The sequence below is a fragment of the Streptomyces sp. PL-25 genome (assembly GCF_058344915.1).
Map to the genome: position 1 here is coordinate 5,143,067 of NZ_CP136997.1, position 25,852 is coordinate 5,168,918.

A 25,852-nucleotide genomic window follows, 5' to 3' on the forward strand; every position below is an offset into this window, starting at 1 on the left:
ATGTGGGTGGGGATCACCGGTCATCGCGGACTCGGCGCGGACGTGGAAAGGCGCGTGCGGGTGTTGCTCGATGCGGCGGTGGGCGCCTACGACGTCGCTGATCTCGTCGGCGTTTCGTGCATCGCGGACGGCCCCGACGCCTGGTTCGCCGAAGCCGTGGTGAGGCGCGGCGGGCGACTCGAGGTGGTCGTTCCGGCGGCCGACTACCGCAATGCCCTCCCTCAGTGGCATCACGCGGCCTACGACACCCTCCTGGGCCGGGCGTCCTGCGTTCACGAGACCGGCATGACGGAGTCGACGTCCGAGGCGCACATGGCAGGATCGGAAATCCTGGTGGACCGGTCCGAGGAGCTCCTCGCCGTGTGGGACGGCCGGCCCGCCAGAGGGCTCGGCGGTACCGCGGACGTGGTCTCGTACGCCGAGCGGAGGGGTACTCCGGTCCGGATCCTGTGGCCGCGGGGGGCCACCCGCTGATCACTACCGTGCCCCGGCGCGAGGGTCACGCCGGGCCCACCCGGCCCAAGATCTCCCGGAACGGGCCGTTACGCTCGACTCCATGAAGAAAAGCGTGCTGACCCGCTACCGCGTCATGGCCTACGTCACCGGCGTGCTGCTGGTCCTGCTGACCCTCGGCGTGATCGCCAAGTACGGTTTCCAGCTCGACGGGGCGGCGAAGTTCACCACCGTCATCGGCATCGCGCACGGCTGGCTGTACGTGCTCTACCTGGTCGTCGCCTTCGACCTGGGCTCCAAGGCGAAACTGCCGGTCGGGCGCCAGCTGTGGGTGCTCCTGGCAGGCACGATCCCCACCGCCGCCTTCTTCGTCGAGCGCCGGATCAGCCGCGAGCTGGAGGCCAAGGTCACGGCCCCCGTACCGGCCGCCGCCGAGGCGTAACCGCACCGCCGCGCCGCCGTACCGCACGCGTACGGCGGTCAGCCGTCGACATTTACTAGGACGTCCTAGTAAATTTGAAGCATGGACGCTGACGCCATCGCAGAGGGCCGCCGACGCTGGCAGGCCCGGTACGACGCCGCACGCAAGCGCGACGCGGACTTCACCACGCTCTCCGGAGACCCCGTGGAGCCGGTGTACGGGCCCCGCGCGGGCGACGAGTACGAGGGCTTCGAGCGGATCGGCTGGCCCGGCGAGTACCCCTTCACCCGCGGGCTGTACCCGACCGGCTACCGCGGGCGGACCTGGACCATCCGCCAGTTCGCCGGCTTCGGCAACGCCGAGCAGACCAACGAGCGCTACAAGATGATCCTCGCCGCGGGCGGCGGCGGGCTCTCGGTCGCCTTCGACATGCCCACCCTGATGGGCCGCGACTCCGACGACCCGCGCTCCCTGGGCGAGGTCGGCCACTGCGGGGTGGCCATCGACTCCGCCGCCGACATGGAGGTCCTGTTCCGGGACATCCCGCTCGGCGACGTCACCACCTCGATGACGATCAGCGGGCCCGCCGTGCCCGTCTTCTGCATGTACCTGGTCGCCGCGGAACGCCAGGGCGTGGACCCCGCCGTCCTCAACGGCACGCTCCAGACGGACATCTTCAAGGAGTACATCGCCCAGAAGGAGTGGCTCTTCCAGCCCGAGCCGCACCTGCGCCTCATCGGCGACCTGATGGAGCACTGCGCGACCAAGATCCCCGCCTACAAGCCGCTGTCCGTCTCCGGCTACCACATCCGCGAGGCCGGGGCCACGGCGGCGCAGGAGCTGGCGTACACGCTCGCGGACGGCTTCGGCTACGTCGAGCTGGGCCTGAGCCGCGGCCTGGACGTGGACGTCTTCGCGCCCGGCCTGTCCTTCTTCTTCGACGCGCACGTCGACTTCTTCGAGGAGATCGCCAAGTTCCGCGCCGCCCGCCGCATCTGGGCGCGCTGGATGCGGGACGTGTACGGCGCGGGCACCGACAAGGCGCAGTGGCTGCGCTTCCACACGCAGACCGCCGGTGTCTCGCTCACCGCCCAGCAGCCGTACAACAACGTCGTGCGCACCGCCGTGGAGGCGCTCGCCGCGGTGCTCGGCGGCACCAACTCGCTGCACACCAACGCCCTGGACGAGACCCTGGCGCTGCCCAGCGAACAGGCCGCCGAGATCGCGCTGCGCACCCAGCAGGTGCTGATGGAGGAGACCGGCGTCGCCAACGTCGCCGACCCGCTGGGCGGTTCCTGGTACGTCGAGCAGCTGACGGACCGGATCGAGGCGGACGCCGAGAAGATCTTCGACCAGATCAAGGAGCGCGGGCTGCGCGCGCACCCGGACGGGCAGCACCCGATCGGACCGGTGACCTCCGGCATCCTGCGCGGCATCGAGGACGGCTGGTTCACCGGTGAGATCGCCGAGTCCGCGTTCCGCTACCAGCAGGCGCTGGAGAAGGGGGACAAGCGGGTCGTCGGCGTCAACACGGCCACCGGGTCCGTCACCGGCGACCTGGAGATCCTGCGCGTCAGCCACGAGGTGGAGCGCGAGCAGGTGCGCGCGCTCGGGGCGCGCAAGGGCGCACGGGACGACGCGGCGGTGCGCGCCTCGCTGGACGCCATGCTGGAGGCCGCGCGCTCGGGCGCCAACATGATCGAGTCGATGCTGTCCGCGGTGCGCGCCGAGGCGACGCTCGGGGAGATCTGCGGGGTGCTGCGCGAGGAGTGGGGGGTGTACACGGAGCCGGCGGGCTTCTGAGAGCCGCCCGCCTGACTCCGGTGACTGCGGCAGGAGTGCGGACCGGCGGCTACGGGGCCGCCGGGGGCACCTGCGAGGCGGAGCCCAGCCCGAGGAGGAGTACGCCCGTGAAGCTCCGCACCCATTCCTCGTCGGCGGGCTCCGCGCTGACCAGGGTGCGGTGGACGACCGCGCCCGCGACGATGTCGAAGATCAGGTCGGCGGTGCGGGCGGCCTCCGCCGGGTCCGTCTCCGGGGGGAGTTCGCCGCGCTCCTGCGCCCGGGTGCGGCCCTCCAGGACGAGCCGCTTCTGACGCTCCACGATCGAGCCGCGGATGCGTTCGCGCAGGGCGTCGTCGCGGGTGGACTCGGCGACGACGGCCATCAGGCCGCTCTTGGCCTCGGGGCGGGCCAGGATCGCCGCGAACTGGAGGACCACGCCCTCGATGTCGGCCGCGAGGCTGCCGAGGTCGGGCAGCCGCAGTTCGTCGAAGAGTTCGGCGACGGCGTCGACGACCAGTTCGTTCTTCCCCGCCCAGCGGCGGTACAGCGTGGTCTTGGCGACCCCGGCGCGCATGGCCACGTCGCCCAGCGTGAGCTTCGACCAGCCCAGCTCCACCAGGGCCGCCCGGGTGGCGGCCAGGATCGCCGTGTCCGCCGCGGCGCTGCGCGGGCGGCCGGCGCGGAGGGGCGGCGTGCGGCTCTGCATCCCCTGACCATAACCGTGCGTCCCCTGACCATGTCCGTACGGGATTCGAGCGGTTCCTGTGCGGCCGTGAGGGAGATCACGAGGAGACGGTTCCGCGGAGGCACCCCGTGCCATTACGCTACGGGTCGTAGCGAAAGCGCGGACGCACCCGCGCGAGCGACAACCACACAGCAGCATCACGCATCCAGCACGCTCGTCAACCACGCACGTACGACACGCGGTACGGACCGCGGAACCCGGCGCCCGGTGGGGACCAGGCGCCCGGCGCGGTCCGGTCCGGTCAGCGGTTTTCACTCCGGCACGCGGAACGGGGGAGGATAGACGCATGCAGCCACGGAACATGTCCATGAGCGGAGTCGTCGACCTCGCCGCGGTGAAGGCGGCCCAGGAGGCCAAGGCGAAGGCGGAGCAGGCGCGCGCCCAGGCCGCCCGCGAGGGCGGGGTGGGGGCGGTGTCGCCCGCCGACCTCGTCATCGACGTCGACGAGGCCGGCTTCGAACGCGATGTCCTCCAGCGCTCCGCAGAGGTACCGGTCGTCATCGACTTCTGGGCCGAGTGGTGCCAGCCCTGCAAGCAGCTGAGCCCGGTCCTGGAGCGGCTGGCCGTCGAGTACGCCGGGCGCTTCCTCCTCGCCAAGATCGATGTCGACGCCAACCAGATGCTGATGCAGCAGTTCGGCATCCAGGGGATCCCCGCGGTCTTCGCGGTGGTCGCCGGTCAGGCCCTGCCCCTCTTCCAGGGGGCGGCGGACGAGACGCAGATCCGTCAGACGCTGGACCAGCTGGTGCAGGTCGCCGAGCAGCGCTTCGGTCTGACCGGTCTCACCGTCGACCCGGAGGCCGAGCCGGGCGGCCAGGCCCCCCAGCAGGCTCCGGCCGCAGGCCCGCACGAGTCGCTGCTGAACGCGGCGGCGCAGGCGCTGGACGCGGGCGACCTCGGCGGCGCGGCCCAGGCGTACAAGAACGTCCTGGCCGATGACCCCGGTCACCCGGAGGCCAGACTGGGTCTCGCGCAGGCGGAGTTGCTCCAGCGTGTGCAGGACCTGGACCCGCAGAGGGTCCGTCAGGAGGCGGCCGAGAAGCCGTCGGACGTGCCGGCCCAGATCGCCGCCGCCGACCTGGATCTGGTGGGCGGTCATGTCGAGGACGCGTTCGGCCGGCTCATCGACACGGTGCGGTGCACCGCCGGTGAGGACCGGGACGCGGCGCGGCTGAGACTGCTGGAGCTGTTCGAGGTCGTCGGGGCGGAGGACCCGCGGGTCGCGGCGGCGCGCAGGGCGCTGGCGCGGGCGCTGTTCTGACGGGCTGACGAGCTGACGGTTCGCCCGGTCTGTTCCGGTTCCCCGCATCCGGCGGCCGTCAAACGCCAGGGCGTGTGATGCCCGGGTGAAAGAACTGCCGGGGGCCCGCCACAGCGGCCGCGCTTTGCCAAAACTTGGCAATCGCGGCCGCTGTTACTGCAAGTAAGGGCGGGGTGTTGGTCTGCCCGGTTCCGTCCGGGCATCAACTGCTTTGTTCTGCCCATTGTTGCGACCGTGTGTCGCCGTGCGCGGCCGGTGTGTCGAACTCCGGTTATCCAGCCGTTACTAGCGAGTAACGAACCCCCTTGTGCGGGCGGCCGGAATGGACCACGATCGGCGACGCTCGGTCCATTCCCGCACCCCGGCAGCCAACCGGGTCGCGGGATGTCTGGGTCCCCACCGAGCAGGGCCGGCGACAGTGGCGCCGATCCTTGGGCAGGGGGGTCTTCGCCGTCCGGCGAAGCCTGTCCAGCAAGGTTGTGCGTGATGCGTGTCAGGCGCGACCAGTGGTTGTCGCTCGGGGGTGATCGCCGGTGATTCGGGCGCGGTTCGCGCCACCGAGCGCGGGCGCTCTCCTTCCCGAGGACGTAGCACTTCTCCCATCCCTGCCCGGCCGTCCCGTCGAGACGGGGTGAGCCGAGGCCAGGAGATGTACGTCCGAGAAGGAGGAAATATGGAGTCCCAGGTGCGTGGCGGGACCAGATGGAAGCGGTTCGCTGTGGTGATGGTGCCCAGCGTGGCCGCGACGGCGGCGATAGGCGTGGCCCTGGCCCAGGGCGCGCTGGCAGCTTCCTTCAGTGTGTCGGGGCAGGAGTTCATGGTCTCGGCCGATGAACTCCACGGCAACGGCTTCACCCAGTACGGGGCGATCGACTCCGGCTACACGCTCTCGGGTGGCAAGGCCACGCGCCCGGTGGCGGTGTCGTCGTTCAGGGACGCCAGGATCAAGAAGCTCTGCCAGTCGGTCACCACCCCGATCGGTCTGCCGGGGCTCGGCTCCGTCACCCTGCGACTGGAGGCGGGTGACAGCAGCGACGAGAAGCAGCAGGTCTCGGCCAAGAACCTGTTCATCGATGTCTCGGACCTCAAGGCCAACGCCGAGTTCCACAACATCGACATCGGTGTGGCCGCCGGTGACACCGGCGACCCCGACAAGGGTGGCCAGGGCATCGGCATGAAGGGCGGCAAGGAACAGGCCAACCGGTACGGCTTCGCCCAGCAGGCGGAGAGGGCGGATCTGTACGGCGTGAAGCAGACGGCGTGGGCGACCACCGCCGGCACCTTCACGCTGCCCAAGCTGCACATGTCGCTGTCGGTGGACAAGAAGGACGCCGAGTGCGACTAGGCACCCGGTGACGGGCGGGGGGCCCGACGCCCCCCGCCCGGCCGCGATTCCGCCCCCACACCTCCACCGCACCACCACCCACAGCAACGCTGCACCAGGGAGCTGTTTTCCATGAGCGCCGAGACTTCCGCCATGCCCGGCCAGTTCACTCGCCGGAGGCTGCAGTTCCGCGCCTGGCGGGGCACCCGGCCGTTCTGGGCGGGGCTGTTCGTCCTGCTCGGCGGCTTGCCGATCATGTACTTCCCGTACGCCCATCTCCGGGTCGGTCATCTGACGCTGGCGATGTCCACCACCGCGGGCGCGGGCTCTCTGATCATCGGTGTGCTGCTCGTGGTCCTGGGCATCAGCCTCTGGTTCCAGAAGCACATCCGGGTCTTCGCGGGCATCGCGTCGATCCTGCTCGGGCTGGTGTCCATCCCCGTGTCCAACTTCGGCGGCTTCCTCATGGGCTTCCTGTTCGCCCTCATCGGCGGCGCGATGGCCGTGGCCTGGGCACCGGGCGAGCCGCCCGCGCGGCAGGACGACGAAAGCACCGGGAAGCCCGGAGAGCCCGGCCCGGCGGACGCGGTGGACGAGTCGAACGACCTGTCAGGAACGAGCCCGGCCAACGGGGCGAACGGGAGGCACAGTGCCGGCTGACGAGGTGAACCACGGGGCTGATGTGGAAGAGTCCCGTGCGAGAACCGGGCCGCGCCACGCGGCACCCAAGAAGCCGCTGTTCACCAGGTTCCACATGCCGGCCGGCAAGGCGATAGCCACCGTGGCGATGCCCACGGCGGTCCTCGTGGGGATGGGCTTCACCTCCTCGCTCGCCCTGGCCGACAACAACAACCATCCCAAGTCGGGTACGACCGCTTCCTCGTCCGAGACGACGCCGATGTCGCCCGAGGAGTACAAGAAGTGCGTGGAGGCGCTGGAGAAGTCCAAGGACGGCTCCTCGCCCGAGCCTTCGGACTCCGCGAGTGCCACCGACTCCGCGAAGGACAAGGACGCCAAGGGCGACAAGAGTACGGATGAGGGGGACGGCAAGGACGGCGCCGCACAGGGCCGTACGCCCGCCCCGTCCACCACCTCCTCCACCGGCCCGGCCGGAACCGAGGACACCGAGAAGCAGCCCGCCACGGGCACGCACTCTTCGCCGGATTCAGGTTCCGACGACAAGGGCGCGCCCCAGGCACCGGCCACCACCTCGTCGTCCCCCTCGGCACCGGCCAAGAACGGCGGTCTGCTCGGCACCATCGGTGACGTGCTCGGCGACATCCTGACCGGCGGCAAGAAGCAGTCCCCGGCCGCCTCTCCGTCCCCGACCGCCACCTCCTCGGCGGACGCCGCGAAGAAGGACCTGGACGGGAAGGGCCTCGGCAAGGCCGCGTCGGACACGGTCGAGGACACCACCAAGAAGGTCACCGACACGGTCGGCGACACTGTGAAGGGTGTCACCGACGCGGCCTCCGGGGCGGCCGGGGACGCGGACGACGCCGTCAAGGACGCCGAGGACAAGGCGCAGGAGGCCAAGGACAAGGCGGACGAAGCGAAGGACAAGGCCGAGGACGCCACCTCCTCGCCGGACCCGTCCACGAGCGCGGGCGCGAGCGAGAGCCCCGCCCCGGCGGACTGCCCCGCCGCGGCCACCGACGACCAGGGCGGCGTCGACAACAAGATGCCGCTGGCGGACGACCCGTGGTACCTGGACGCCAGTTCCCTGCTGCTGAAGGGCGCCAGCTACAAGGGCGTCGTCGAGGTCCGGACGGCCAACGGCACCGTCAAGAAGGTGCTGAAGTACGTGATTTCGAGCGGCACCGACATCGGTGACCTGCACCAGACGGTGAAGGACAAGGACGCCGGCAAGACGTACCACGTGCAGGCGGCCAAGGGATCGACGTCCAAGATCCGCGACGGTGACACGATCATGTACACCGAGAGCCTGTCCGGCAACCTGCTCGGCCTGCTCCCGGTGACGTTCAGTCCGGACAACCCACCGCCGCTGGACATCCCGCTGATCTACTTCACCAAGGTGCACGTCGTCCAGGCCGCCCAGTTCGGCGGCACCCTCACCATCCCGGGCATGCACCTGTACACCACCGACTGATCCGTACACCACCGACCGGTCCGGGGAGCCGCGACACCCGAGGGCGCCCCCGCCGTTCCCGGCGGGGGCGCCCTCGGTGCGTACGACGGTCCGTGCGGGCGGACGTCAGTCGCGCTCGCCGCCGCCCAGGTGGTGGACGCGCACCATGTTGGTGGTGCCGGGGACGCCGGGCGGGGAGCCCGCGGTGATGATCACGACGTCACCCGCGTTGAACCGCTTGAGCTTGATCAGCTCCTGGTCGACCAGGTCGACCATCTCGTCGGTGCTGTTGACGAACGGCACCACGTGCGACTCCACGCCCCAGCTGAGCGCCAACTGGTTGCGGGTGGACTCGTCGGTGGTGAAGGCCAGGATCGGCTGCGTGGCGCGGTAGCGGGACAGCCGGCGGGCCGTGTCGCCGGACTGGGTGAAGGCCACCAGGCCCTTGCCGCCGAGGAAGTCGGCGATCTCGGCGGCGGCACGGGCCACCGAACCGCCCTGCGTGCGCGGCTTCTTGCCCGGCACCAGCGGCTGGAGGCCCTTGGACAGCAGCTCCTCCTCGGCCGCCGCGACGATCTTCGACATCGTCTTGACGGTCTCGATCGGGTACGCGCCCACGCTCGACTCGGCGGACAGCATCACCGCGTCGGCGCCGTCCAGGATCGCGTTGGCCACGTCGGAGGCCTCGGCGCGGGTCGGCCGGGAGTTGGTGATCATCGACTCCATCATCTGGGTCGCCACGATCACCGGCTTGGCGTTGCGCCGGCACAGCTCGATCAGGCGCTTCTGCACCATGGGGACCTTTTCGAGCGGGTACTCGACGGCGAGGTCGCCGCGGGCGACCATCACACCGTCGAACGCCATCACGACGTCCTCCATGTTCTCCACCGCCTGCGGCTTCTCCACCTTGGCGATGACGGGGACGCGGTGGCCCTCCTCGTCCATGACGCGGTGGACGTCGGCGACGTCCTTGGCGTCCCGGACGAAGGACAGCGCCACCATGTCGCAGCCCATGCGCAGCGCGAACCGCAGGTCCTCGATGTCCTTCTCGGACAGCGCCGGCACGTTCACGGCCGCGCCGGGCAGGTTGATGCCCTTGTGGTCGGAGATGACACCGCCCTCGATGACGATCGTCCTCACCCGCGGACCCTCGACGTCCAGGACCTTCAGCTCGACGTTGCCGTCGTTGATCAGGACCTGGTCGCCGCGCGAGACGTCACCCGGCAGCCCCTTGTACGTCGTGCCGCAGATCTGCTTGTCGCCCGCGACGTCCTCGGTCGTGATGGTGAACTCGTCACCGCGCTCCAGCTCGACCGGGCCCTCGGCGAAGGTCTCCAGCCGGATCTTCGGGCCCTGGAGGTCGGCGAGGACCGCGATGGCCCGGCCGGTCTCCTTGGCCGCGGCACGGACCCGGTCGTACCGGCCCTGGTGCTCGGCGTGGGTGCCGTGGCTGAAGTTGAAGCGGGCCACGTTCATGCCGGCTTCGATCAGCGAGACGAGCTGCTCGTGGGAGTCGACCGCGGGGCCGAGGGTACAGACGATTTTCGAACGGCGCATGGGGCGATCCTAACGGTTTGTTTCGCTGCGGAATATTCCGTCTGGCGGAATATACAAGTGGGCGGGTCCGCGCTCAGTCGAGTGCCGGTGGAAGTGCCGGTGGAAGTGCCCGTCGAATTCGGTTGTCCTTAGCGTGCCCTTCGCTTGCCCTTCGCTTGCCCTTCGTTTGTCCCTTGCTTCGTCCTCGCTTGTCCTTGATTGTCTTCCGTCGTTCGGTCCTTGCCCGTGCCCTACTCGTGCTTTCCGACGAGTGCGTACGTCTGCGCGGCGATCTCCATTTCCTCGTCCGTCGGCACCACGGCCACCGCGACCCGCGCACCGTCCGGGGAGATCAGCCGCGCCTCGCCGCCGCGCACGGCGTTCCGCGCGCCGTCCACCTCCAGGCCCAGCCCCTCCAGGCCCGCCACCGCCGCCGCGCGCACGAAGCCGGCGTTCTCCCCGACCCCGGCGGTGAAGGCGACGGCGTCCACCGAGCCGAGTACCGCGTAATAGGCGCCGATGTACTTCTTCAGCCGGTGGATGTAGATCTCGAACGCGAGCCGCGCCTGCTCGTCGCCCTCGTCCATCCGGCGCCGTATCTCCCGCATGTCGTTGTCACCGCACAGGCCGAACAGACCGCTCCTCTTGTTGAGGAGAGTGTCGATCTCGTCCATGGACATTCCGCCGACGCGCTGCAAATGGAAGATGACCGCCGGGTCCAGGTCGCCCGAACGGGTTCCCATCACCAGGCCCTCCAGCGGGGTGAGCCCCATGGAGGTGTCCACGCACCGCCCGGCCCGCACCGCCGAGGCGGACGCCCCGTTGCCCAGGTGCAGCACGATCACGTTGACGTCCTCGGGGGAGCGGCCCAGCAGCTCGGCCGTCCGGCGCGAGACATAGGCGTGCGAGGTGCCGTGGAAGCCGTAGCGCCGCACCCGGTAGCGGTCGGCGAGCTTGGTCTCGATGGCGTAGCGGGCGGCGGACTCCGGCATCGTGGTGTGGAAGGCCGTGTCGAAGACGGCGACCTGCGGCAGGTCGGGGCGCAGGGCCCGCGCGGTGCGGATACCGGTGAGGTTGGCGGGGTTGTGCAGCGGCGCCACCGGGATCAGCCGCTCGATCTCGGTGAGCACCGCGTCGTCGATGACGGTCGGCTCGGTGAAGAACATGCCGCCGTGCACCACGCGGTGCCCGATCGCGGCCAGTTCGGGGGAGTCCAGGCCGAGGCCGTCGCGGGCCAGTTCCCCGGCGACGGCCTTGAGGGCGGCGTCGTGGTCGGCGATCGGGCCGTTCTGCTCGCGGGTCTCGCCGGTGGCCGGGCAGGTGTGCTTGAGCCGGGAGGTCTGCTCGCCGATGCGCTCGACCAGACCCGTGGCGAGCCGGCTCGCGTCGCGCATGTCGAGCAGCTGGTACTTCAGGGACGAGGAGCCGGAGTTGAGGACGAGGACACGGGTCGCGTTCACGGGGCAGGGGTTCTCTCTCGGACGTCAGCGGGCGGGTGCGGCGGGTGCGGCGGGCGTCCGGGCCTGGTCCTGGGCCTGGTCCTGGGCCTGGATCGCGGTGATGGCGACGGTGTTGACGATGTCTTGGACGAGGGCGCCGCGGGACAGGTCGTTGACCGGCTTGCGCAGTCCCTGCAGGACCGGGCCGACCGCGATGGCGCCGGCCGAGCGCTGCACGGCCTTGTAGGTGTTGTTGCCGGTGTTCAGGTCGGGGAAGACCAGCACGCTGGCCTGCCCGGCGACCTCCGAGCCGGGCAGCTTGGTCGCGGCCACCGAGGGCTCCACGGCCGCGTCGTACTGGATGGGCCCCTCGATCATCAGGTCCGGGCGGCGCAGCCGGACCAGGTCGGTCGCCTCGCGCACCTTGTCGACGTCGGCGCCGCTGCCGGAGGTGCCGGTGGAGTACGACAGCATGGCGATCCGCGGCTCCACGCCGAACTGGGCGGCGGTGGCCGCCGACTGCACGGCGATGTCGGCGAGCTGCTCGGCGTCCGGGTCGGGGTTGACCGCGCAGTCGCCGTAGACGAGCACCTTGTCGGCCAGGCACATGAAGAACACCGAGGAGACGATCGACGCCTCGGGCTTTGTCTTGATGATCTCGAAGGCGGGCCGGATGGTCGCGGCCGTGGAGTGCACGGAGCCGGAGACCATGCCGTCGGCCAGGCCCTGCTGGACCATCAGCGTGCCGAAGTAGTTCACGTCGGAGACCACGTCGTACGCCAGCTCGACCGTGACGCCCTTGTGGGCGCGCAGCCGGGCGTACTGCTCGGCGAAGGCGTCGCGCAGCTCGGAGACGGCCGGGTCGATGAGCTGGGTGGAGCCGAGGTCGATGCCGAGGTCGGCGGCCTTCTTGCGGATCGTCTCCACCGGGCCGAGCAGGGTCAGCTCGCACACCCCGCGGCGCAGCAGCACCTCCGCGGCGTGCAGCACGCGTTCCTCGGTGCCCTCGGGCAGCACGACCCGGCGCAGGTCGGAGCGGGCCTGTTCGAGGAGCTTGTGCTCGAACATCATCGGGGTGAGCCGGTCGCTGCTGGGCGCGGAGACCCGCTTGCTGAGGTCGGCGGTGTCCACGTACCGCTCGAACAGGCCGAGGGCGGTCTCCGCCTTGCGCGGGGTGGCCGCGTTCAGCTTGCCCTCCAGGGAGAACAGGCGTTCGGCGGTGGGGAAGCTGTTGCCGGAGACCGAGACGACCGGGGTGCCGGGCGCGAGCCGGGCGGCCAGGGTGAGGATCTCCTCGCCGGGCTCCTCGTTCAGCGTGAGCAGCACACCGGCGATGGGCGGGGTGCCGGCGCTGTGCGCGGCGAGCGAGCCGACGACCAGGTCGGCGCGGTCCCCGGGCGTGACGACCAGGCAGCCGGGGGTGAGCGCCTTGAGCAGGTTGGGCAGCATGGCGCCGCCGAAGACGAAGTCGAGCGCGTCGCGGGCGAGCCCCGACTCGTCGCCGAGCAGGATCCTGCCGTCCAGGACGTGGGTGATCTGCGCGACGGTCGGCGCGGACAGGGCCGGTTCGTCGGGCACCACGAAGCAGGGCACGGGCAGGCGGCCGGCCAGCCGCCCGGCTATCTCGTCGCGGTCCTCGCGGGCCACCCGGTTGGTGACCATGGCCAGCACGTCGCAGCCCAGGCCGTCGTAGGCGCGGTAGGCGTTGCGGGTCTCGGCGAGCACGGACTCGGCGCTCTGCTTGCGGCCGCCGACGACGGGCAGCACCGAGGCGCCGAACTCGTTGGCGAACCGGGCGTTGAGGGACAGCTCGTCCGGGAGCTGGGTGTCGGCGAAGTCGGTGCCGAGAACGAGGACGACGTCGTAGTCGCGGGCCACCCGGTGGAAGCGGTCGACGAGCGTGGAGACCAGCTCGTCGGTGCCCTGCTCGGCCTGGAGGGCGGACGCCTCCTGGTAGCCCATGCCGTAGACCGTCGCCGGGTCCTGGGTCAGCCGGTAGCGGGAGCGCAGCAGTTCGAAGAGCCGGTCCGGACCGTCGTGGACGAGCGGGCGGAAGACGCCCACCCGGTCGACCTGCCGGGTCAGCAGCTCCATGACACCCAGCTCGACGACCTGGCGGCCGTCGCCGCGGTCGATGCCGGTCACGTACACGCTGCGGGTCACGCGGGCACTCCGTTTCTTTGGGTTCCTGAGCTTGCTGGGCTTGCTGAGCTTCGTGGGCTTGCTGAGCTTCCCGGGCTCCCTGAGTCCGCCTGGACCTCCGCGGGGGCGTCCGGGCCGCTCGGGGACAAAAATCGCCCACCGAGGTGAGCGGAACCCTCTTGACAATACCCCTGCCGGTAGATAAGGCGCCCGTCAAGTGGACAGGCCCCCGGCCAAGACGAAGCCACCCGCGGAACATGAAACAATCGGACCGGATCACCGGTGTCAACAGTGGGCAGGAGACACAGCACGATGCGTATCGGAGTTCTCACGGCAGGCGGCGACTGTCCGGGGCTGAACGCGGTGATCCGGTCGGTGGTGCACCGAGCGGTCACGGCCTACGGCGACGAGGTCATCGGCTTCGAGGACGGCTACGCGGGCCTGCTCGACGGGCGCTACCGCGAGCTGGACCTCAACGCCGTCAGCGGCATCCTCGCCCGCGGCGGCACCATCCTCGGCTCCTCCCGGCTGGAGCGCGACCGGCTCCGCGAAGCCTGCGAGAACGCCTCCGACATGATCCACCGCTTCGGCATCGACGCGCTCATCCCGATCGGCGGCGAGGGCACCCTGACCGCCGCGCGGATGCTGTCCGACGCCGGGCTGCCGGTGGTGGGCGTGCCCAAGACCATCGACAACGACATCTCCTCCACCGACCGCACCTTCGGCTTCGACACCGCCGTCGGCGTCGCCACCGAGGCGATGGACCGCCTGAAGACCACCGCCGAGTCCCACCAGCGGGTCATGGTCGTCGAGGTCATGGGCCGGCACGCGGGCTGGATCGCCCTGGAGTCCGGCATGGCCGCCGGCGCCCACGGCATCTGCCTGCCCGAGCGCCCCTTCGACCCGGCCGACCTGGTCAAGATGGTCGAGGAGCGCTTCGCCCGCGGCAAGAAGTTCGCCGTGATCTGCGTCGCCGAGGGCGCCCACCCCGCCGAGGGCAGCATGGACTACGGCAAGGGCGCGATCGACAAGTTCGGCCACGAGCGCTTCCAGGGCATCGGCACGGCCCTGGCGTACGAGCTGGAGAAGCGGCTCGGCAAGGAGGCCAAGCCGGTCATCCTCGGCCACGTCCAGCGCGGCGGCGTCCCCACCGCCTACGACCGCGTCCTCGCCACCCGCTTCGGCTGGCACGCGGTGGAGGCGGCGCACCAGGGCCACTTCGGCCGCATGACCTCGCTGCGCGGCACCGACATCGTGATGGTCCCGCTCGCCGAGGCCGTCACCGAACTGAAGACGGTGCCGAAGGACCGCATGGACGAGGCCGAGTCGGTCTTCTAGGACCCGGCGGGACCCGTGGAGGGGGCGGCTACGGAGCCGCCTCCACCCGGGTCCAGAAGTGTTCCACGATCCGGTCGAGGAAGTCCCGGCCGGCGTCGCCCGCCTCCCCGGCCGCGCTGCCCGCGGCCCAGCTGAGCGAGGCGACCATCTGCCCCTGGTAGTCCTGGTGCAGGGCCTGGAGGGCCTGTTCCAGGAGCGGCCGCTCGAGCGGCACCACCTTGGCCACCGGGCGCACGTACCCCTGCCAGCGGGTGCCGACGGCGCTGCGCAGCAGCTCGGCCAGGTGCTCCTCGCGCCCGGTGACGGCCATGAAGTCGGGCAGGTCCAGGGCGAGCGCCCCGGCCAGCGCCGCCGTCTGCCGCTCGGTGCCGCGCCACTCCTCGCGCTCCTCCATCCGCAGATAGCGGGGGAGTTCGAGACCCACGGCACGGGCCACGTCCTCCGGCCGCAGCCCCCGGGCGATGCGGTGCTCGCGCAGCGTGCGCGGGCGCGCGATCAGATCACCCGGCGCGCACCACAGCGCCCCGGCCAGCGCCGCAAGCTCGGGTCCCGAGGGCGCGGCGGACCCGCGTTCCCAGGCGATCACCAGGTCGGGGGTGACGTACGGCAGCCCGTAGGAGACCCGCATGCCGTGGGCGACGTGCTCGGGGCCCATGCCGAGGGCGGCGCGGATCCGGCGGGCGGCGGGGGCGTCGAAGGGGAGGGCGGGCGGTGGTCGGTGCACGGCCACACCGTAGGAGCCCGCGGGGCCGCTGACCACGGGCCGTTCCCACAGGATCACGGGTTGTACGAACCTACGGGCGCCCGGTCCCGGTTCCTCCGGGACGGCCGGCGCGGCGCCCCGGCGCGGCTCACCGGCCCGGCACCCACCGGTACACCAGCTCCGGGCGGCCCACCTGTCCGTACAGCGGACGCCGGGCGGCGCGGCCGGCGTCCACCAGATGCTCCAGATAGCGGCGGGCCGTGATCCGCGAGATGCCGACCGCCTCGGCGAGACCGGCCGCCGTCAGGCCCTCCCCGGCGTCGCGCAGCGCGCCCGTCACCCGTTGCAGGGTCGGGGCGCTCAGGCCCTTGGGCAGCGCCGCCGGGCCGGGCGCGCGCAGCGCGGCGAGCGCCCGGTCGACCTCCTCCTGGCCGCCCGCCTCACCGGCCGCCGCACGGAACTCCGCGTAGCGGACCAGCCGGTCCCGCAGCGTGGCGAAGGTGAACGGCTTCAGGACGTACTGCACCACGCCGAGCGAGACGCCCTCCCGCACCACCGCCAGGTCCCGGGCCGAGGTCACCGCGATCACGTCCGCGTGGTGGCCGGCGGCCCGCAGCGAGCGGGCGAGCTGGAGGCCGTGCACGTCCGGCAGGTGCAGATCCAGGAGGAGCAGGTCCACCGGCGTGCGTTCCAGCGCCCGGCGGGCCTCGGCGCCGGTGTGCGCCTTGCCGACGGCGGTGAAGCCCGGCACCCGGCCCACGTACAGGACATGGGCGTCCGCCGCGACCGGGTCGTCCTCCACGACCAGCACCCGGATGGGCGGCTGCGCCGGCGGCGGACCGCCCGGCCCTTCCGGCCCGCCTGTCGCGTCCGGGCCGCCGGGCCCGCCCGGTCGTCCCCGCGGATGCCCGTGTCCCCGGGCTCGTCTGCCGGTGCCGTCGTCCGTCATGCCCCGCGTCCCGCCTGTCCCGCTCGCTGTGATCGTGTCGCCTGCCCGGCCGGTGTCCGGTCGGCGCTGTCGTCCGTACGGGCCCCGGGCACGCCGTCGGTGGCGGGACCGGCCGGACCGGCGGGCCCGCTCAGCGGGAGCCGGGCCGCGAACGCGGCGCCGCCCTCCGCGGCCGCCGCCACCGTCAGCGTGCCCCGGTGCCGCTGCACCGCCTGCCGGGCCAGCGCGAGCCCGAGCCCCCGGCCGCCGGGACCGGTCGGCTTGGTCGAGTAGCCGCGCTGGAAGACCAGGTCCGTGTGGTCGGGGTCGACGCCCGGACCGCTGTCGGCGACCCGCAGCAGCAGCTCGCCGCCCTCGCCGCCCTCGCCGCCCTCTCCGCTCTCCCCGCGCTTCCCGCCCTCTGCTCTCACCGTCACCGTCACCCGGGCCCGCGCACCGCCCTGGGCCGCGTCCACCGCGTTGTCGATGAGGTTGCCGAGGATCGTCGCCAGATCGCGGGAGGGCAGGGCGGCGGGCAGCAGTCCGTCGTCCAGACCGCTGTCCTCGGACACCATCAGCTCCACGCCCCGCTCGTTGGCCTGCGCGGTCTTGCCGAGCAGCAGCGCGGCCAGCACCGGTTCACCGACCGCGGCGACCACCTGGTCGGTCAGGGCCTGGGCCAGCTCCAGCTCCGCCGTGGCGAACTCCACCGCCTCCTCGGCGCGGCACAGCTCGATCAGCGACACCACCGTGTGCAGCCGGTTCGCCGCCTCGTGCGCCTGCGAGCGCAGCGCCTGGGTGAAACCGCGCTCCGAGTCCAGCTCGCCCATCAGCGACTGGAGCTCGGTGACATCGCGCAGGGTGACCACCGTGCCCCGGCGCTCGCCGCCGGAGACCGGGGAGGTGTTCACCACCAGGACCCGTGAGTCCGTGAGGTGCACCTCGTCCACCCGCGGCTCGGACGCCAGCAGGGCCCCGGTCAGCGGAGCGGGCAGCCCGAGCCCGGCCACCGAGCGGCCCACCACCTCCGCCTCGCCGCTGGCGCCGCCCACCCCGAGCAGTTCCCGGCCGCCGTCGTTGATGAGGGCCACCCGGTAGTGCGCGTCCAGCATCAGCAGCCCCTCGCGCACCGCGTGCAGCGCCGCCTGGTGGTAGTCGTGCATCCGGCTCAGCTCGTCCGCGTTCATCCCGTGGGTGTGCCGGCGCAGCCGCGCGTTGATGACGTACGTGGCGACCGCGCCCAGCGCGAGGATGCCCGCCGCGACCCCGAACAGCGCCGTGACCTGCTCCCGCACCCGCCGGCTGATCGCCTCCACCTTGATCCCGGCGCTGACCAGCCCGACGACGCGCCCGTCGGCGTCCTCGACGGGGGTGACCGCGCGGACGGAGGGGCCCAGGGTGCCGGTGTACGTCTCGGTGAAGGACTCGCCGTGCCGGGCGCGGGAGATGTTGCCGAGGAAGGGGCGGCCGATCTCGCCGGGCTCCGGGTGGGTCCAGCGGATGCCCTGCGGCGTCATGATCGTCACGAAGTCGACGCCCGTGTCCCGCTGCACCCTCAGCGCGTACGGCTGGAGCAGCGCGGTGGGGTCCGCGGTGCCGATCGCGGACCGTACCGAGGGGGAGTCGGCGATGGAGCGGGCCACCGCCGTGGTCTGCCGGCGGGCCGCGCTCTCGGCCTGGCCGCGGTCGCTGACGAAGGCGAACAGCGCATATCCGGCCACGACGAGCGCCAGCAGCACGGCCTGCATGGCGAAGAGCTGGCCCGCCAGGCTGCGAGGTCTCGGGAGGACGGTCAGGCGCATGCCGTTCAGTCTGCCTCCGAGCCATGGCGTGAACTAAATGAACGGAAGGGTGACCGCCCTCACACGAGAGGAGATAGTCGCCGCATCCCCGAATTCCCCCGGACGTGAGCCGCACGCCGGTGATGCCGATGACGTCGTCAAGGAGGGCCGCCGTGACCAGCACAGCCGATACGGCACCTGCCGCGCCCGCAGCAGGGCCCGGCCCCGCAGCCAAGCGGGACCGCACCCACTATCTCTACCTGGCGGTCATCGCCGCGGTGGTCCTCGGTGTCGCCGTCGGGTTCGCCGCGCCAGGCACCGCCAAGGAACTGAAGCCGCTGGGCACCGGCTTCGTGAACCTGATCAAGATGATGATCTCCCCGATCATCTTCTGCACGATCGTGCTGGGCGTCGGTTCGGTGCGCAAGGCGGCCAAGGTCGGCAAGGTGGGCGGCCTCGCCCTCGGCTACTTCATCGCCATGTCGTTCGTCGCGCTGGCCATCGGCCTGGTGATCGGCAACCTGGTCCACCCGGGCAGCGGCATGCACCTCACCGAGGCCGTCAAGGGCGTCGGCCACGCCCAGGCGGACGCCGCCAAGGAGGGCCCGGTCGACTTCGTGCTCGGGATCATCCCGACCACGCTGGTGTCGTCCTTCACCGAAGGTGAGGTGCTCCAGACCCTGCTGGTCGCGCTGCTCGTCGGGTTCGCGCTCCAGGCCATGGGCCGCAAGGGCGAGCCGGTGCTGCGCGGGGTGGAGCACATCCAGCGGCTGGTCTTCCGCATCCTCGCCATGATCATGTGGGCCGCGCCCATCGGTGCCTTCGGCGCCATGGCCGCCGTCGTGGGCGAGACGGGCGTCGACGCCCTGAAGGCGCTCGCCACGATCATGTTCGGCTTCTACGTCACCTGTCTGCTCTTCGTGATCGTGGTGCTCGGCGCCATGACGCGGCTGGTGGCCGGGGTCAACATCTTCCAGCTGCTGAAGTACCTGGGCCGGGAGTTCCTGCTCATCCTGTCCACGTCCTCGTCGGAGTCCGCGCTGCCCCGGCTGATCGCCAAGATGGAGCACCTGGGCGTGAGCCGCCCGGTCGTCGGCATCACCGTGCCGACCGGCTACTCCTTCAACCTCGACGGCACCATGATCTACCTGACCATGGCCTCGCTGTTCATCGCGGACGCCATGGACCAGCCGCTCTCCCTCGGCCAGCAGATCACCCTGCTGCTGTTCATGATGATCGCCTCCAAGGGCGCGGCGGGCGTCACCGGCGCCGGTCTGGCCACGCTCGCCGGTGCCCTCCAGTCTCACAAGCCCGCCCTGGTGGACGGCGTCGGCCTCATCGTCGGCATCGACCGCTTCATGAGCGAGGCCCGCGCCCTCACCAACTTCGCGGGCAACGCCGTCGCCACCCTGCTGATCGGCACCTGGACCGGCGAGGTCGACCAGGACCGGGTGCGGCGGGTGCTCGCGGGGGACCTGCCCTTCGACGAGCGGACGCTGCTCGACGACTCCGGCGACTCCGGCGACTCCGATGACTCCGGCGACTCCGGCCACTCCGGTACGGCCGCGGCCGGTTCCGGACTGCCCGAGCAGCGCGAGGACGGCGGGAAGGAACTCGCCAAGGCATGAGGCACTGACGCCCTCGTACGCCCTCCGCTCCCTCCGTACGCCCCCCCGTACGTCCCCCGTACGTCCCCTGCTCCGGACGCCCGGCTCTGCCTGAACCCGGGCCGGGCGTCCGGCCACCCGAGAGCCGCCGAGCGGCCGAGCCCCTCTCCCCCGTCGGGCCCGGCCGCTCGGCTTTTCGCGCGCCCGGGGCCGGACCCCGCCACCTCCCCCTGGGAGGCCGGCCGTTCAGCCGCTCAGCCGGGCCACCAGCGCCCCCGCCCCCGCGGCCGGCATCCCCGCCGAGGTGAGGACGGTGACGGCCGCCGAACGCCCCGCGTCGGGCGCCGCGAGCAGACCGTCGTTCACCGCCTCCATCAGCGCGAACATCACCTGTTCGTGGACGTAGGCGAGGGCGGCGGCGGGCAGCGGCGAGCTGAAGACGCCCTCGTCGAGACCGTTCTGGAGGACCTCCGCGCAACTGGCGCGCACGGGCGTCAGGCGCTCGCGGATGCCCTGCATGGTGACCGTGCGCTGGGCGAGCGCCACCAGCAGCCGGTAGCGGTCGGCGATGGGCCAGATCCCCAGCACGGAACGCGCCAGCGCCTCCGCCGGGTCGGCGGCGCCCGCGCGTCCGGCGGCGTGCGCGTCCGCCAGCGTCTGCACGGCGTCGTCGACGAGCGTGCTGATCAGCGCCTCGCGGCTGGGGAAGTGCCCGTACACCGTGCGCCGTACCACCCCCGCGGCGCGCGCGATCTGGTCCATGGACGCGTCGGGGTCGCGCAGCAGCTCGGCGAGGGCGACGTCGAGGATGCGGCGTCGATTGGCGTCGGCGCGCGTGGTGTTACCCGTGGTCATGGCTGACATTGTGCCCTCCTCGCGACTTGCACAGCTCTGTGCAACGACGTACATTGCACATCGTTGTGCAACTGCACAGCTCTGTGCAAGTAGTTGTCGTGCACGTCTCGTCGTGCACGTCTCGTCGCGCACCCGAGGAAGGCGACCCCTGCCATGCGACTCGTCATGACCGAACCGGTCGGACCGACGGACCGCCCCTACGCCCGGCGCTGGTGGGCGCTCCTGGTGCTCTGCCTGAGCCTGCTGATCATCGTGATGGCCAACACCGCCCTCACGGTCGCCGCCCCCGACATGACCCGCGACCTGGGCCTGTCCGGCGCCGACCTGCAATGGGTGATCGACGGCTACACCGTCCCGTACGCGGCCCTGATGCTGCTGCTCGGCGCGATCGGCGACAAGTACAGCCGCCGCGGCGCGCTCGTCCTCGGCCTCGTCGTCTTCGGCGGCGGCGCCGTCTTCGGCTCACTGGCCGACAGCGCCGCCACCGTCATCGCGGCCCGCGCGGTCATGGGCGTCGGCGCGGCGCTGATCATGCCCGCCACGCTCTCCCTGCTGGCCGCGACCTTCCCGCGCGCCGAGCGCGCCAAGGCCATCACCCTGTGGACCGCCACCGCCGGACTCGCCATCGCGGCCGGACCGGTCGTCGCCGGAGCGCTGCTGAAGAACCACGGCTGGGCCTCGACGTTCCTGATCAACGTGCCCATCGCCGCCGTCGCCCTGGTCGCGGCCTTCGTCCTCGTCCCGCCGTCCCGGGCCGGGCACCACGACCGCATCGACTACGTCGGCGGAGCGCTCTCCGTGCTGTGGATCGGCGCGCTGGTCTACATGATCATCGAGGGGCCGCACTTCGGCTGGGACGCCAAGGCGGTCACCGCCGCCGTCGTCGCGGGCGCGGGCCTGGTGGCCTTCGTCCTGTGGGAGCTGCGCCACCCGCGCCCCATCCTGGACGTACGCCGCTTCACCGGCCGCCGCTTCGCGGGCTCCAACCTCGCCGTCGCCCTGTTCTTCCTGGCCGTCTTCGGCGCCTTCTACTACCTCACCCAGCACCTCCAGTTCGTCCTCGGCTACGACGCCCTCGCCACCGGTGTGCGCATGCTGCCGCTGGCCGGAGCGGTCTTCGCCGGCTCCGCCCTCACCGGCTACCTCACCCCGCGCGTCGGCATGAAGTGGACGGTCACCGCGGGCATGGTCGGCGGCACCGTCGCCCTCGCCCTGCTCACCCGGGTCGACGGCACCTCCTCCTACGGCGACTTCGTGGCCCCGCTGATCGTGCTCGGCCTGGCCATCGGCCTCGCCCTCTCGCCCTGCACCGACGCCATCATGGGCGCCTTCCCCGAGTCCGAACTCGGCGTCGGCGGCGCCGTCAACGACACCTCGCTGGAACTCGGCGGCTCGCTCGGCATCGCCATCCTCGGCTCGCTGCTGTCCACCTCGTACTCCGGCCACCTCGCCGACGCGACCACGGGCAGTATGCTCCCGGCGGACACCCTGGCCACCGCCCAGGACTCGGTCGGCGCCGGCTACGCCGTCGCCCAGGGCATCGGCGACAAGGCCCAGCAGCTCGCCGAACGCGCCGCCCACACCGCCGACCCGCAGCAGGCCGCCCAGCTCAAGGCCCAGGCGCAACAGCTCGTCGAGGGCGCCCGGCAGATGAAGGACGCGGTCGGCTCCTCCTTCGCCGACGCCGTCTCCCACACCAGCCTGATCGGCGCCGTCATCCTCGGCGCGGGCACCCTCGCGGTGGCCCTGCTGCTGCCCCGCGGCACCCACCGCGACCAGGATCCGGCCGCGGCGGAGCAGACGGAGGCGGAGAACCCCGAGGTCGGCGCCCCGAACTGAAACGCCCCCGTCGGCGTCTCTCACCGGGATGCACTACCGTGCCGTGCCGTGCCGGATCACCCTCCGGCACGGCACGGCGCACCCGCGTGAGCGGGCGGTCGGCACACAGCGGCAGATACAGACAGAGCCGCAGCCGCGGACACAGACGCAGATGGAGGGCAACGGGGGATGGCGATCGACTGGGACCGGCGCACCTGCGCGCGCAAGGGCCATGTGACCTACGCGCCGGACGACCCCCGGCTGCGCATCCGGCTGCACGCCGACACCCCGCTCGGCGAGGTCTGGCGCTGCCTGCGCTGCGGCGACTTCGTCCTCGGCGAGCCGCACGGCGCGGGCCCGGCCGCCGACGCCCCGCTGGTGCCGCGCGGCAAGGTGCTGCGGGACCTGTTCATCCTGCGTTTCCTGGCCCTGGAACGGGTCGTGCGCGGCGTCTTCATCGTCCTCGTCGCGGTCGCCGTCTGGAAATTTAGCAACAGCCAGGACGCGGTACGCCGCCTCTTCAACGAGTACCTGGACGTGTTCCGCCCCGTCTTCAGACACTTCCACTACGACCTCGACCATTCACCGGTCGTCGGCACCATCCAGAAGACCTTCGGCTACAAGCACTCCACCCTGCTCCTGGTCGCCGGACTCCTGCTCGCCTACGCCCTCATCGAGATCATCGAGGCCGTCGGCCTCTGGTACGCCAAACGCTGGGCCGAATACCTCACGGTGGTCGCCACCGCCGCCTTCCTCCCCCTGGAGATCTACGAACTCACCGAGCACATCAGCGCCGTGAAGATCACCACCCTCACCCTCAACATCCTCGCCGTCCTCTACATCGCCCTCACCAAACGCCTCTTCGGCCTCCGCGGCGGCCGCCGAGCCTTCGACGAGGAACGCCACAGCGCGTCCCTGCTGGAGGTCGAGCACTCGGCGGGGGTGCTGGTCTGAGCGAAGGCGAACGGACGCGACCTGGGAGGACGGGACGGTGCGGATCCACATCAGCGCGGACATGGAGGGCGTCACCGGGCTGGTGGACGCCGAGGACGTCCAGCCCGGCGGCCGGGACTACGAGCGCGGCAGGCTGCTGATGGCCGGGGACGTCAACGCGGTCGTACGCGGTGCCGTCGCGGCCGGCGCCACCGAGATCACCGTCAACGACGCGCACGGCCCGATGCGCAACCTGCTCCCCGAGTCGCTCCACCCGGCGGCTCGCCTCATCCGCGGCAAGCCCAAGACCATGGGCATGCTGGAAGGGCTGCGCCCCGACCACGACGCCATGATCTGCGTCGGCTACCACGCCCGCGCGGGCGCCCTCGGTGTGCTCAGCCACAGCTTCATGGGGCACGAGATCGAGGACATGTGGCTGGACGGCCGCCCCGTCGGTGAGATCGGCCTGGCGCACGCCACCGCCGCCGCCGTCGGCGTACCGGTCGCCCTGCTCACCGGGGACGACCAGGCCTGCCGGGAGCTGACGGAGTGGGACGCCTCGGTGCCGACCGTGGCCGTGAAATACGCCCGGGACCGGTTCGCGGTGGAACTCCGCCCCACCGACGAGGCCCACGCGGCCATCGAGGAAGCGACCGCGACCGCTCTCGCGGCACCCCCGCCGCCGCCCCCGGCTCCCACCACGCCCGCCACCCTCACGGTCCGCTGGCAGTCGGCATCCGTGGCCTCGACACTCCTGGGCATCCCGTCAGTCACCTCCCCGGACTCCCGGACCGTCGAGACCCAGGGCACGCTGCCCGCCCTGTACCGGCAGTTCGGCGTATGGATGCGAGTGGCGTCCTCGCTGACCAACCAGGCGCCGTACTGCTGACGGCCGCCGCGACCCGGGACCACGGGGGTGATCTCCGATGAGCCAGTACTTCGACATGGGCGGCGAGACCCTGTGGAACCCCTCCAACAAGGCTTCCGGCCTGTTCCGCCGCCAAGTGGCGCTCTTCGAGGCGGAACTGGAACTCCCCTCGGGCATCGGGCCCATGGAGAACGACGAGTGCGAGATCGACCCGGCCGCCTTCGAGGTCTTCGTCGACGCCCTGCTGGCGCTGCACCGGGAAAGGAACCATGCCGTAGTGCTCGCGCCCTGCGAAGGGTTCACCGCCACTGTGCTGGTTCTCGCCGAGCGCGCGGGCATCGGGGCGGACCGGCCACGGCTCGGATCCGACGCTGCGGGGCTGCGAGAGAAGGCACGTGAGCTGGGACGGCGTATGCCTCGCTGATCGGAGACGTTCTTCCGGCTGTGACTCAGACTGTCGGCGAACCTGCCTGAGTCTCCGGGGGGTCCGGAGTTTCCGCCTTCGCCCTGCTCCGGGATTCTGCCGCGGCCCGCTGGAGGGCTCTCGCCACCTGCTCGGCGTCGTCGGCGGACAACTGGATCTCCTGCGCCCAGAGGATCGACAGCCTGATGTTGCCGTTGATCAGGTTCAGTGCGATATCGACTTCCGCTCCGGTGCCGGTGACGTCGCGGACCTCCATGTCGGGGTCGCTTCTGAAGGCGCTCATCGTGCCTGCTGCTCGCTTTCTGCCGACGACAGCCACCACAGAGGCGCTGTGTACTGATCTGGCCGGTTCTCGGTGAGCACAGCGCGCAGGTGTTCACGCTGGTCGCCGGGTACTCCCAAAGCCTCCGTGATGCGGCGGAAGGTTGTGTGGGTGATTCCCCGGCTCCTGGCTTCGCGCTCGAACGTGTCGAGTCGGGCCAGTGCGATGCCCGTTTCCAGAGGGGCCAGTGGCTGCTCCTTGAGGCGTGCTGCCTTGTCGCGTTCGTAGTCGATCTCGGAGAAGCCGCAGATCTCGCGGCTGTACGCCTCGGCTTCGGTCAGTGTGGTGGTCGTCATGACGGAGCGGGCCAGGGTGTTGCGGTCGAGGGCGTTGTCCAGGTCGACTTGGTGGACCGTGGGTCCTTCGTCGGTGAGGGGTACGGGGAGGCCGGCGTCGCGTACTTCGCAGGTGCCGCGGATTCCGCGGGCCGTGGCGGTGAGCATGGCTGTGGCTTCTGAGGGGTGCCAGTCCAGGACGGCGGCGATCGAGGCCGTGTCCGCCGTGGTGAAGGTGTGGACGTGGGGGCCGAGGAGGGGGCGCAGGTCGTCGGGTGGGATCTCGCCGTCCAGTCCCGGGCCTGCGATCAGCAGTCGTACCGGGGTGTTTGTCTGGGCGCAGGCGGCGAGGGTGAGGGCGTCGGCGAGGGGGCTTCTGAGTGTGGGTTCATCGCCGCGGGCGAGGATGTCTCCGCCGACGTCGAGCAGGTCGACGGACCTGGGGGTCAGGCGGTCCACCAGTTCTTCGAGCTGTCGGGTGATGCCCTCGGCGCCGTGGTGCGGGTCGAGCAGGGCGAGGGTGTGGGGGAGTTCTGCTGCGAGTCGGGGGAGGGTGGAGCCTGCCGGGGGGATCGGCCGGGCATGGTGCGGTACCGAGAGGACGGAGCGGGTGAGGGGTTCGAGGCCCGTGAAGTCGTGGGGGCCGCGCGGCCCGGGGAGGGGGTCGACCAGGAGGCGGTCCCAGGCGTAGGTGAGGATCACCGCCCGCTCGTCGGCGCCGTACAGGGCGGCGTGGAGCATCGCGGCGGCCACCGCGTCGCCTCCGCCCCCTGCCGCGACGATGAGTCTCGTCATGGGGCAACGG

The 25,852-nt window shown here is 71.4% G+C and carries 23 protein-coding genes; 13 read left to right on the forward strand and 10 right to left on the reverse strand.

Going from position 1 to position 25,852, the window contains the following annotated elements; genetic code table 11:
- The 3 genes from R4Z62_RS23335 to icmA all read left to right on the forward strand — a co-directional run bounded on the left by R4Z62_RS23335 (nt 1) and on the right by icmA (nt 2,677).
- A complete protein-coding gene (locus R4Z62_RS23335; RefSeq protein WP_491520790.1) occupies nt 1-474 on the forward strand; it encodes a hypothetical protein in 474 nt (157 codons plus the stop codon).
- An 82-nt stretch (nt 475-556) separates the two neighbouring features.
- On the forward strand, nt 557-895 hold the full coding sequence (locus R4Z62_RS23340; RefSeq protein ID WP_491520791.1) for a DUF3817 domain-containing protein: 339 nt from the start codon (nt 557-559) through the stop codon (nt 893-895).
- An 81-nt stretch (nt 896-976) separates the two neighbouring features.
- Complete coding sequence (icmA, locus tag R4Z62_RS23345; RefSeq protein ID WP_491520792.1) at nt 977-2,677, forward strand: coenzyme B12-dependent isobutyryl-CoA mutase large subunit; 1,701 nt, start codon at nt 977-979, stop codon at nt 2,675-2,677.
- Between the two features lie 49 nt (nt 2,678-2,726).
- Here the strand turns inward: icmA and R4Z62_RS23350 are convergent, their stop codons facing one another.
- Nucleotides 2,727-3,365 carry a TetR/AcrR family transcriptional regulator gene (locus R4Z62_RS23350; RefSeq protein ID WP_491520793.1) on the reverse strand — a complete coding sequence of 213 codons (639 nt, stop codon included), beginning with the start codon at nt 3,363-3,365 and terminating at the stop codon, nt 2,727-2,729.
- A gap of 325 nt (nt 3,366-3,690) precedes the next feature.
- On the opposite strand from R4Z62_RS23350, the gene R4Z62_RS23355 reads away from it, so the two are divergent.
- The 4 genes from R4Z62_RS23355 (at nt 3,691) to R4Z62_RS23370 (ending at nt 8,099) form a co-directional block, all read left to right on the forward strand.
- Nucleotides 3,691-4,665 (forward strand): tetratricopeptide repeat protein, encoded by a 975-nt coding sequence (locus R4Z62_RS23355; RefSeq protein ID WP_491520794.1) that lies wholly within the window; start codon nt 3,691-3,693, stop codon nt 4,663-4,665.
- 673 nt (nt 4,666-5,338) lie between these two features.
- Nucleotides 5,339-6,010 (forward strand): DUF6230 family protein, encoded by a 672-nt coding sequence (locus R4Z62_RS23360; RefSeq protein WP_491520795.1) that lies wholly within the window; start codon nt 5,339-5,341, stop codon nt 6,008-6,010.
- 111 nt (nt 6,011-6,121) lie between these two features.
- Nucleotides 6,122-6,649 (forward strand): DUF6114 domain-containing protein, encoded by a 528-nt coding sequence (locus R4Z62_RS23365; protein ID WP_491520796.1) that lies wholly within the window; start codon nt 6,122-6,124, stop codon nt 6,647-6,649.
- 94 nt (nt 6,650-6,743) lie between these two features.
- The gene (locus R4Z62_RS23370; protein ID WP_491520797.1) at nt 6,744-8,099 is read left to right on the forward strand and encodes a hypothetical protein; all 1,356 of its coding nucleotides are present in this window, start codon (nt 6,744-6,746) and stop codon (nt 8,097-8,099) included.
- A 105-nt stretch (nt 8,100-8,204) separates the two neighbouring features.
- On the opposite strand, the gene pyk is transcribed toward R4Z62_RS23370, so the two are convergent.
- The 3 genes from pyk to pta all read right to left on the reverse strand — a co-directional run bounded on the left by pyk (nt 8,205) and on the right by pta (nt 13,216).
- Nucleotides 8,205-9,635 carry a pyruvate kinase gene (pyk, locus tag R4Z62_RS23375; protein WP_355476726.1) on the reverse strand — a complete coding sequence of 477 codons (1,431 nt, stop codon included), beginning with the start codon at nt 9,633-9,635 and terminating at the stop codon, nt 8,205-8,207.
- Between the two features lie 230 nt (nt 9,636-9,865).
- Nucleotides 9,866-11,074, reverse strand: a complete 1,209-nt coding sequence (locus R4Z62_RS23380) for an acetate kinase (protein ID WP_355476724.1) — start codon at nt 11,072-11,074, stop codon at nt 9,866-9,868.
- 24 nt (nt 11,075-11,098) lie between these two features.
- On the reverse strand, nt 11,099-13,216 hold the full coding sequence (gene pta / locus R4Z62_RS23385) for a phosphate acetyltransferase (RefSeq protein ID WP_491520798.1): 2,118 nt from the start codon (nt 13,214-13,216) through the stop codon (nt 11,099-11,101).
- A 291-nt stretch (nt 13,217-13,507) separates the two neighbouring features.
- Between pta and R4Z62_RS23390 the strand changes: the two genes are divergently transcribed.
- Complete coding sequence (locus R4Z62_RS23390) at nt 13,508-14,533, forward strand: ATP-dependent 6-phosphofructokinase (RefSeq protein ID WP_064535323.1); 1,026 nt, start codon at nt 13,508-13,510, stop codon at nt 14,531-14,533.
- A 28-nt stretch (nt 14,534-14,561) separates the two neighbouring features.
- Here the strand turns inward: R4Z62_RS23390 and R4Z62_RS23395 are convergent, their stop codons facing one another.
- From R4Z62_RS23395 to R4Z62_RS23405, 3 genes are all read right to left on the reverse strand, one after another.
- The gene (locus tag R4Z62_RS23395) at nt 14,562-15,257 is read right to left on the reverse strand and encodes an XRE family transcriptional regulator (protein WP_491520799.1); all 696 of its coding nucleotides are present in this window, start codon (nt 15,255-15,257) and stop codon (nt 14,562-14,564) included.
- 127 nt (nt 15,258-15,384) lie between these two features.
- Nucleotides 15,385-16,047, reverse strand: coding sequence for a response regulator (locus R4Z62_RS23400; protein ID WP_064535324.1), 663 nt, complete (start codon nt 16,045-16,047; stop codon nt 15,385-15,387).
- Nucleotides 16,048-16,181: 134 nt separating this feature from the next.
- The gene (locus tag R4Z62_RS23405) at nt 16,182-17,966 is read right to left on the reverse strand and encodes an ATP-binding protein (protein WP_491520800.1); all 1,785 of its coding nucleotides are present in this window, start codon (nt 17,964-17,966) and stop codon (nt 16,182-16,184) included.
- 152 nt (nt 17,967-18,118) lie between these two features.
- On the opposite strand from R4Z62_RS23405, the gene R4Z62_RS23410 reads away from it, so the two are divergent.
- Complete coding sequence (locus R4Z62_RS23410; protein WP_491520801.1) at nt 18,119-19,573, forward strand: cation:dicarboxylate symporter family transporter; 1,455 nt, start codon at nt 18,119-18,121, stop codon at nt 19,571-19,573.
- Between the two features lie 225 nt (nt 19,574-19,798).
- Here R4Z62_RS23410 and R4Z62_RS23415 read toward each other — a convergent pair whose 3' ends face one another.
- Nucleotides 19,799-20,416, reverse strand: coding sequence for a TetR/AcrR family transcriptional regulator (locus R4Z62_RS23415; RefSeq protein WP_355476713.1), 618 nt, complete (start codon nt 20,414-20,416; stop codon nt 19,799-19,801).
- A 144-nt stretch (nt 20,417-20,560) separates the two neighbouring features.
- On the opposite strand from R4Z62_RS23415, the gene R4Z62_RS23420 reads away from it, so the two are divergent.
- From R4Z62_RS23420 to R4Z62_RS23435, 4 genes are all read left to right on the forward strand, one after another.
- Complete coding sequence (locus R4Z62_RS23420; protein WP_491520802.1) at nt 20,561-22,246, forward strand: MFS transporter; 1,686 nt, start codon at nt 20,561-20,563, stop codon at nt 22,244-22,246.
- Between the two features lie 168 nt (nt 22,247-22,414).
- Nucleotides 22,415-23,179, forward strand: a complete 765-nt coding sequence (locus tag R4Z62_RS23425) for a DUF2127 domain-containing protein (RefSeq protein WP_381742700.1) — start codon at nt 22,415-22,417, stop codon at nt 23,177-23,179.
- A gap of 37 nt (nt 23,180-23,216) precedes the next feature.
- Entirely contained in the window at nt 23,217-24,047 is an 831-nt protein-coding gene (locus R4Z62_RS23430) for a M55 family metallopeptidase (protein ID WP_491520803.1), read from the forward strand.
- 37 nt (nt 24,048-24,084) lie between these two features.
- Nucleotides 24,085-24,450: a DUF6086 family protein gene (locus tag R4Z62_RS23435; protein WP_491520804.1), complete on the forward strand. Its 366-nt coding sequence runs from the start codon at nt 24,085-24,087 to the stop codon at nt 24,448-24,450.
- A gap of 25 nt (nt 24,451-24,475) precedes the next feature.
- On the opposite strand, the gene R4Z62_RS23440 is transcribed toward R4Z62_RS23435, so the two are convergent.
- Nucleotides 24,476-24,733, reverse strand: coding sequence for a hypothetical protein (locus R4Z62_RS23440; RefSeq protein WP_491520805.1), 258 nt, complete (start codon nt 24,731-24,733; stop codon nt 24,476-24,478).
- Nucleotides 24,730-25,842: a DUF1152 domain-containing protein gene (locus tag R4Z62_RS23445; protein ID WP_491520806.1), complete on the reverse strand. Its 1,113-nt coding sequence runs from the start codon at nt 25,840-25,842 to the stop codon at nt 24,730-24,732. The genes R4Z62_RS23440 and R4Z62_RS23445 overlap by 4 nt, the downstream gene beginning before the upstream one ends.
- Between the last annotated feature and the right edge of the window lie 10 nt (nt 25,843-25,852).

Excerpts from the sequence above, each read along its gene's own strand:
- R4Z62_RS23335 (WP_491520790.1), top strand. The coding sequence starts at position 1 with ATGTGGGTGGGGATCACCGGTCATCGCGGACTCGGCGCGGACGTGGAA.
- R4Z62_RS23340 (WP_491520791.1), top strand. The coding sequence starts at position 557 with ATGAAGAAAAGCGTGCTGACCCGCTACCGCGTCATGGCCTACGTCACC.
- icmA (WP_491520792.1), top strand. The coding sequence starts at position 977 with ATGGACGCTGACGCCATCGCAGAGGGCCGCCGACGCTGGCAGGCCCGG.
- R4Z62_RS23350 (WP_491520793.1), bottom strand. The coding sequence starts at position 3,365 with ATGCAGAGCCGCACGCCGCCCCTCCGCGCCGGCCGCCCGCGCAGCGCC.
- R4Z62_RS23355 (WP_491520794.1), top strand. The coding sequence starts at position 3,691 with ATGCAGCCACGGAACATGTCCATGAGCGGAGTCGTCGACCTCGCCGCG.
- R4Z62_RS23360 (WP_491520795.1), top strand. The coding sequence starts at position 5,339 with ATGGAGTCCCAGGTGCGTGGCGGGACCAGATGGAAGCGGTTCGCTGTG.
- R4Z62_RS23365 (WP_491520796.1), top strand. The coding sequence starts at position 6,122 with ATGAGCGCCGAGACTTCCGCCATGCCCGGCCAGTTCACTCGCCGGAGG.
- R4Z62_RS23370 (WP_491520797.1), top strand. The coding sequence starts at position 6,744 with ATGCCGGCCGGCAAGGCGATAGCCACCGTGGCGATGCCCACGGCGGTC.
- pyk (WP_355476726.1), bottom strand. The coding sequence starts at position 9,635 with ATGCGCCGTTCGAAAATCGTCTGTACCCTCGGCCCCGCGGTCGACTCC.
- R4Z62_RS23390 (WP_064535323.1), top strand. The coding sequence starts at position 13,508 with ATGCGTATCGGAGTTCTCACGGCAGGCGGCGACTGTCCGGGGCTGAAC.
- R4Z62_RS23405 (WP_491520800.1), bottom strand. The coding sequence starts at position 17,966 with ATGCGCCTGACCGTCCTCCCGAGACCTCGCAGCCTGGCGGGCCAGCTC.
- R4Z62_RS23415 (WP_355476713.1), bottom strand. The coding sequence starts at position 20,416 with ATGTCAGCCATGACCACGGGTAACACCACGCGCGCCGACGCCAATCGA.
- R4Z62_RS23420 (WP_491520802.1), top strand. The coding sequence starts at position 20,561 with ATGCGACTCGTCATGACCGAACCGGTCGGACCGACGGACCGCCCCTAC.
- R4Z62_RS23425 (WP_381742700.1), top strand. The coding sequence starts at position 22,415 with ATGGCGATCGACTGGGACCGGCGCACCTGCGCGCGCAAGGGCCATGTG.
- R4Z62_RS23435 (WP_491520804.1), top strand. The coding sequence starts at position 24,085 with ATGAGCCAGTACTTCGACATGGGCGGCGAGACCCTGTGGAACCCCTCC.
- R4Z62_RS23440 (WP_491520805.1), bottom strand. The coding sequence starts at position 24,733 with ATGAGCGCCTTCAGAAGCGACCCCGACATGGAGGTCCGCGACGTCACC.
- R4Z62_RS23445 (WP_491520806.1), bottom strand. The coding sequence starts at position 25,842 with ATGACGAGACTCATCGTCGCGGCAGGGGGCGGAGGCGACGCGGTGGCC.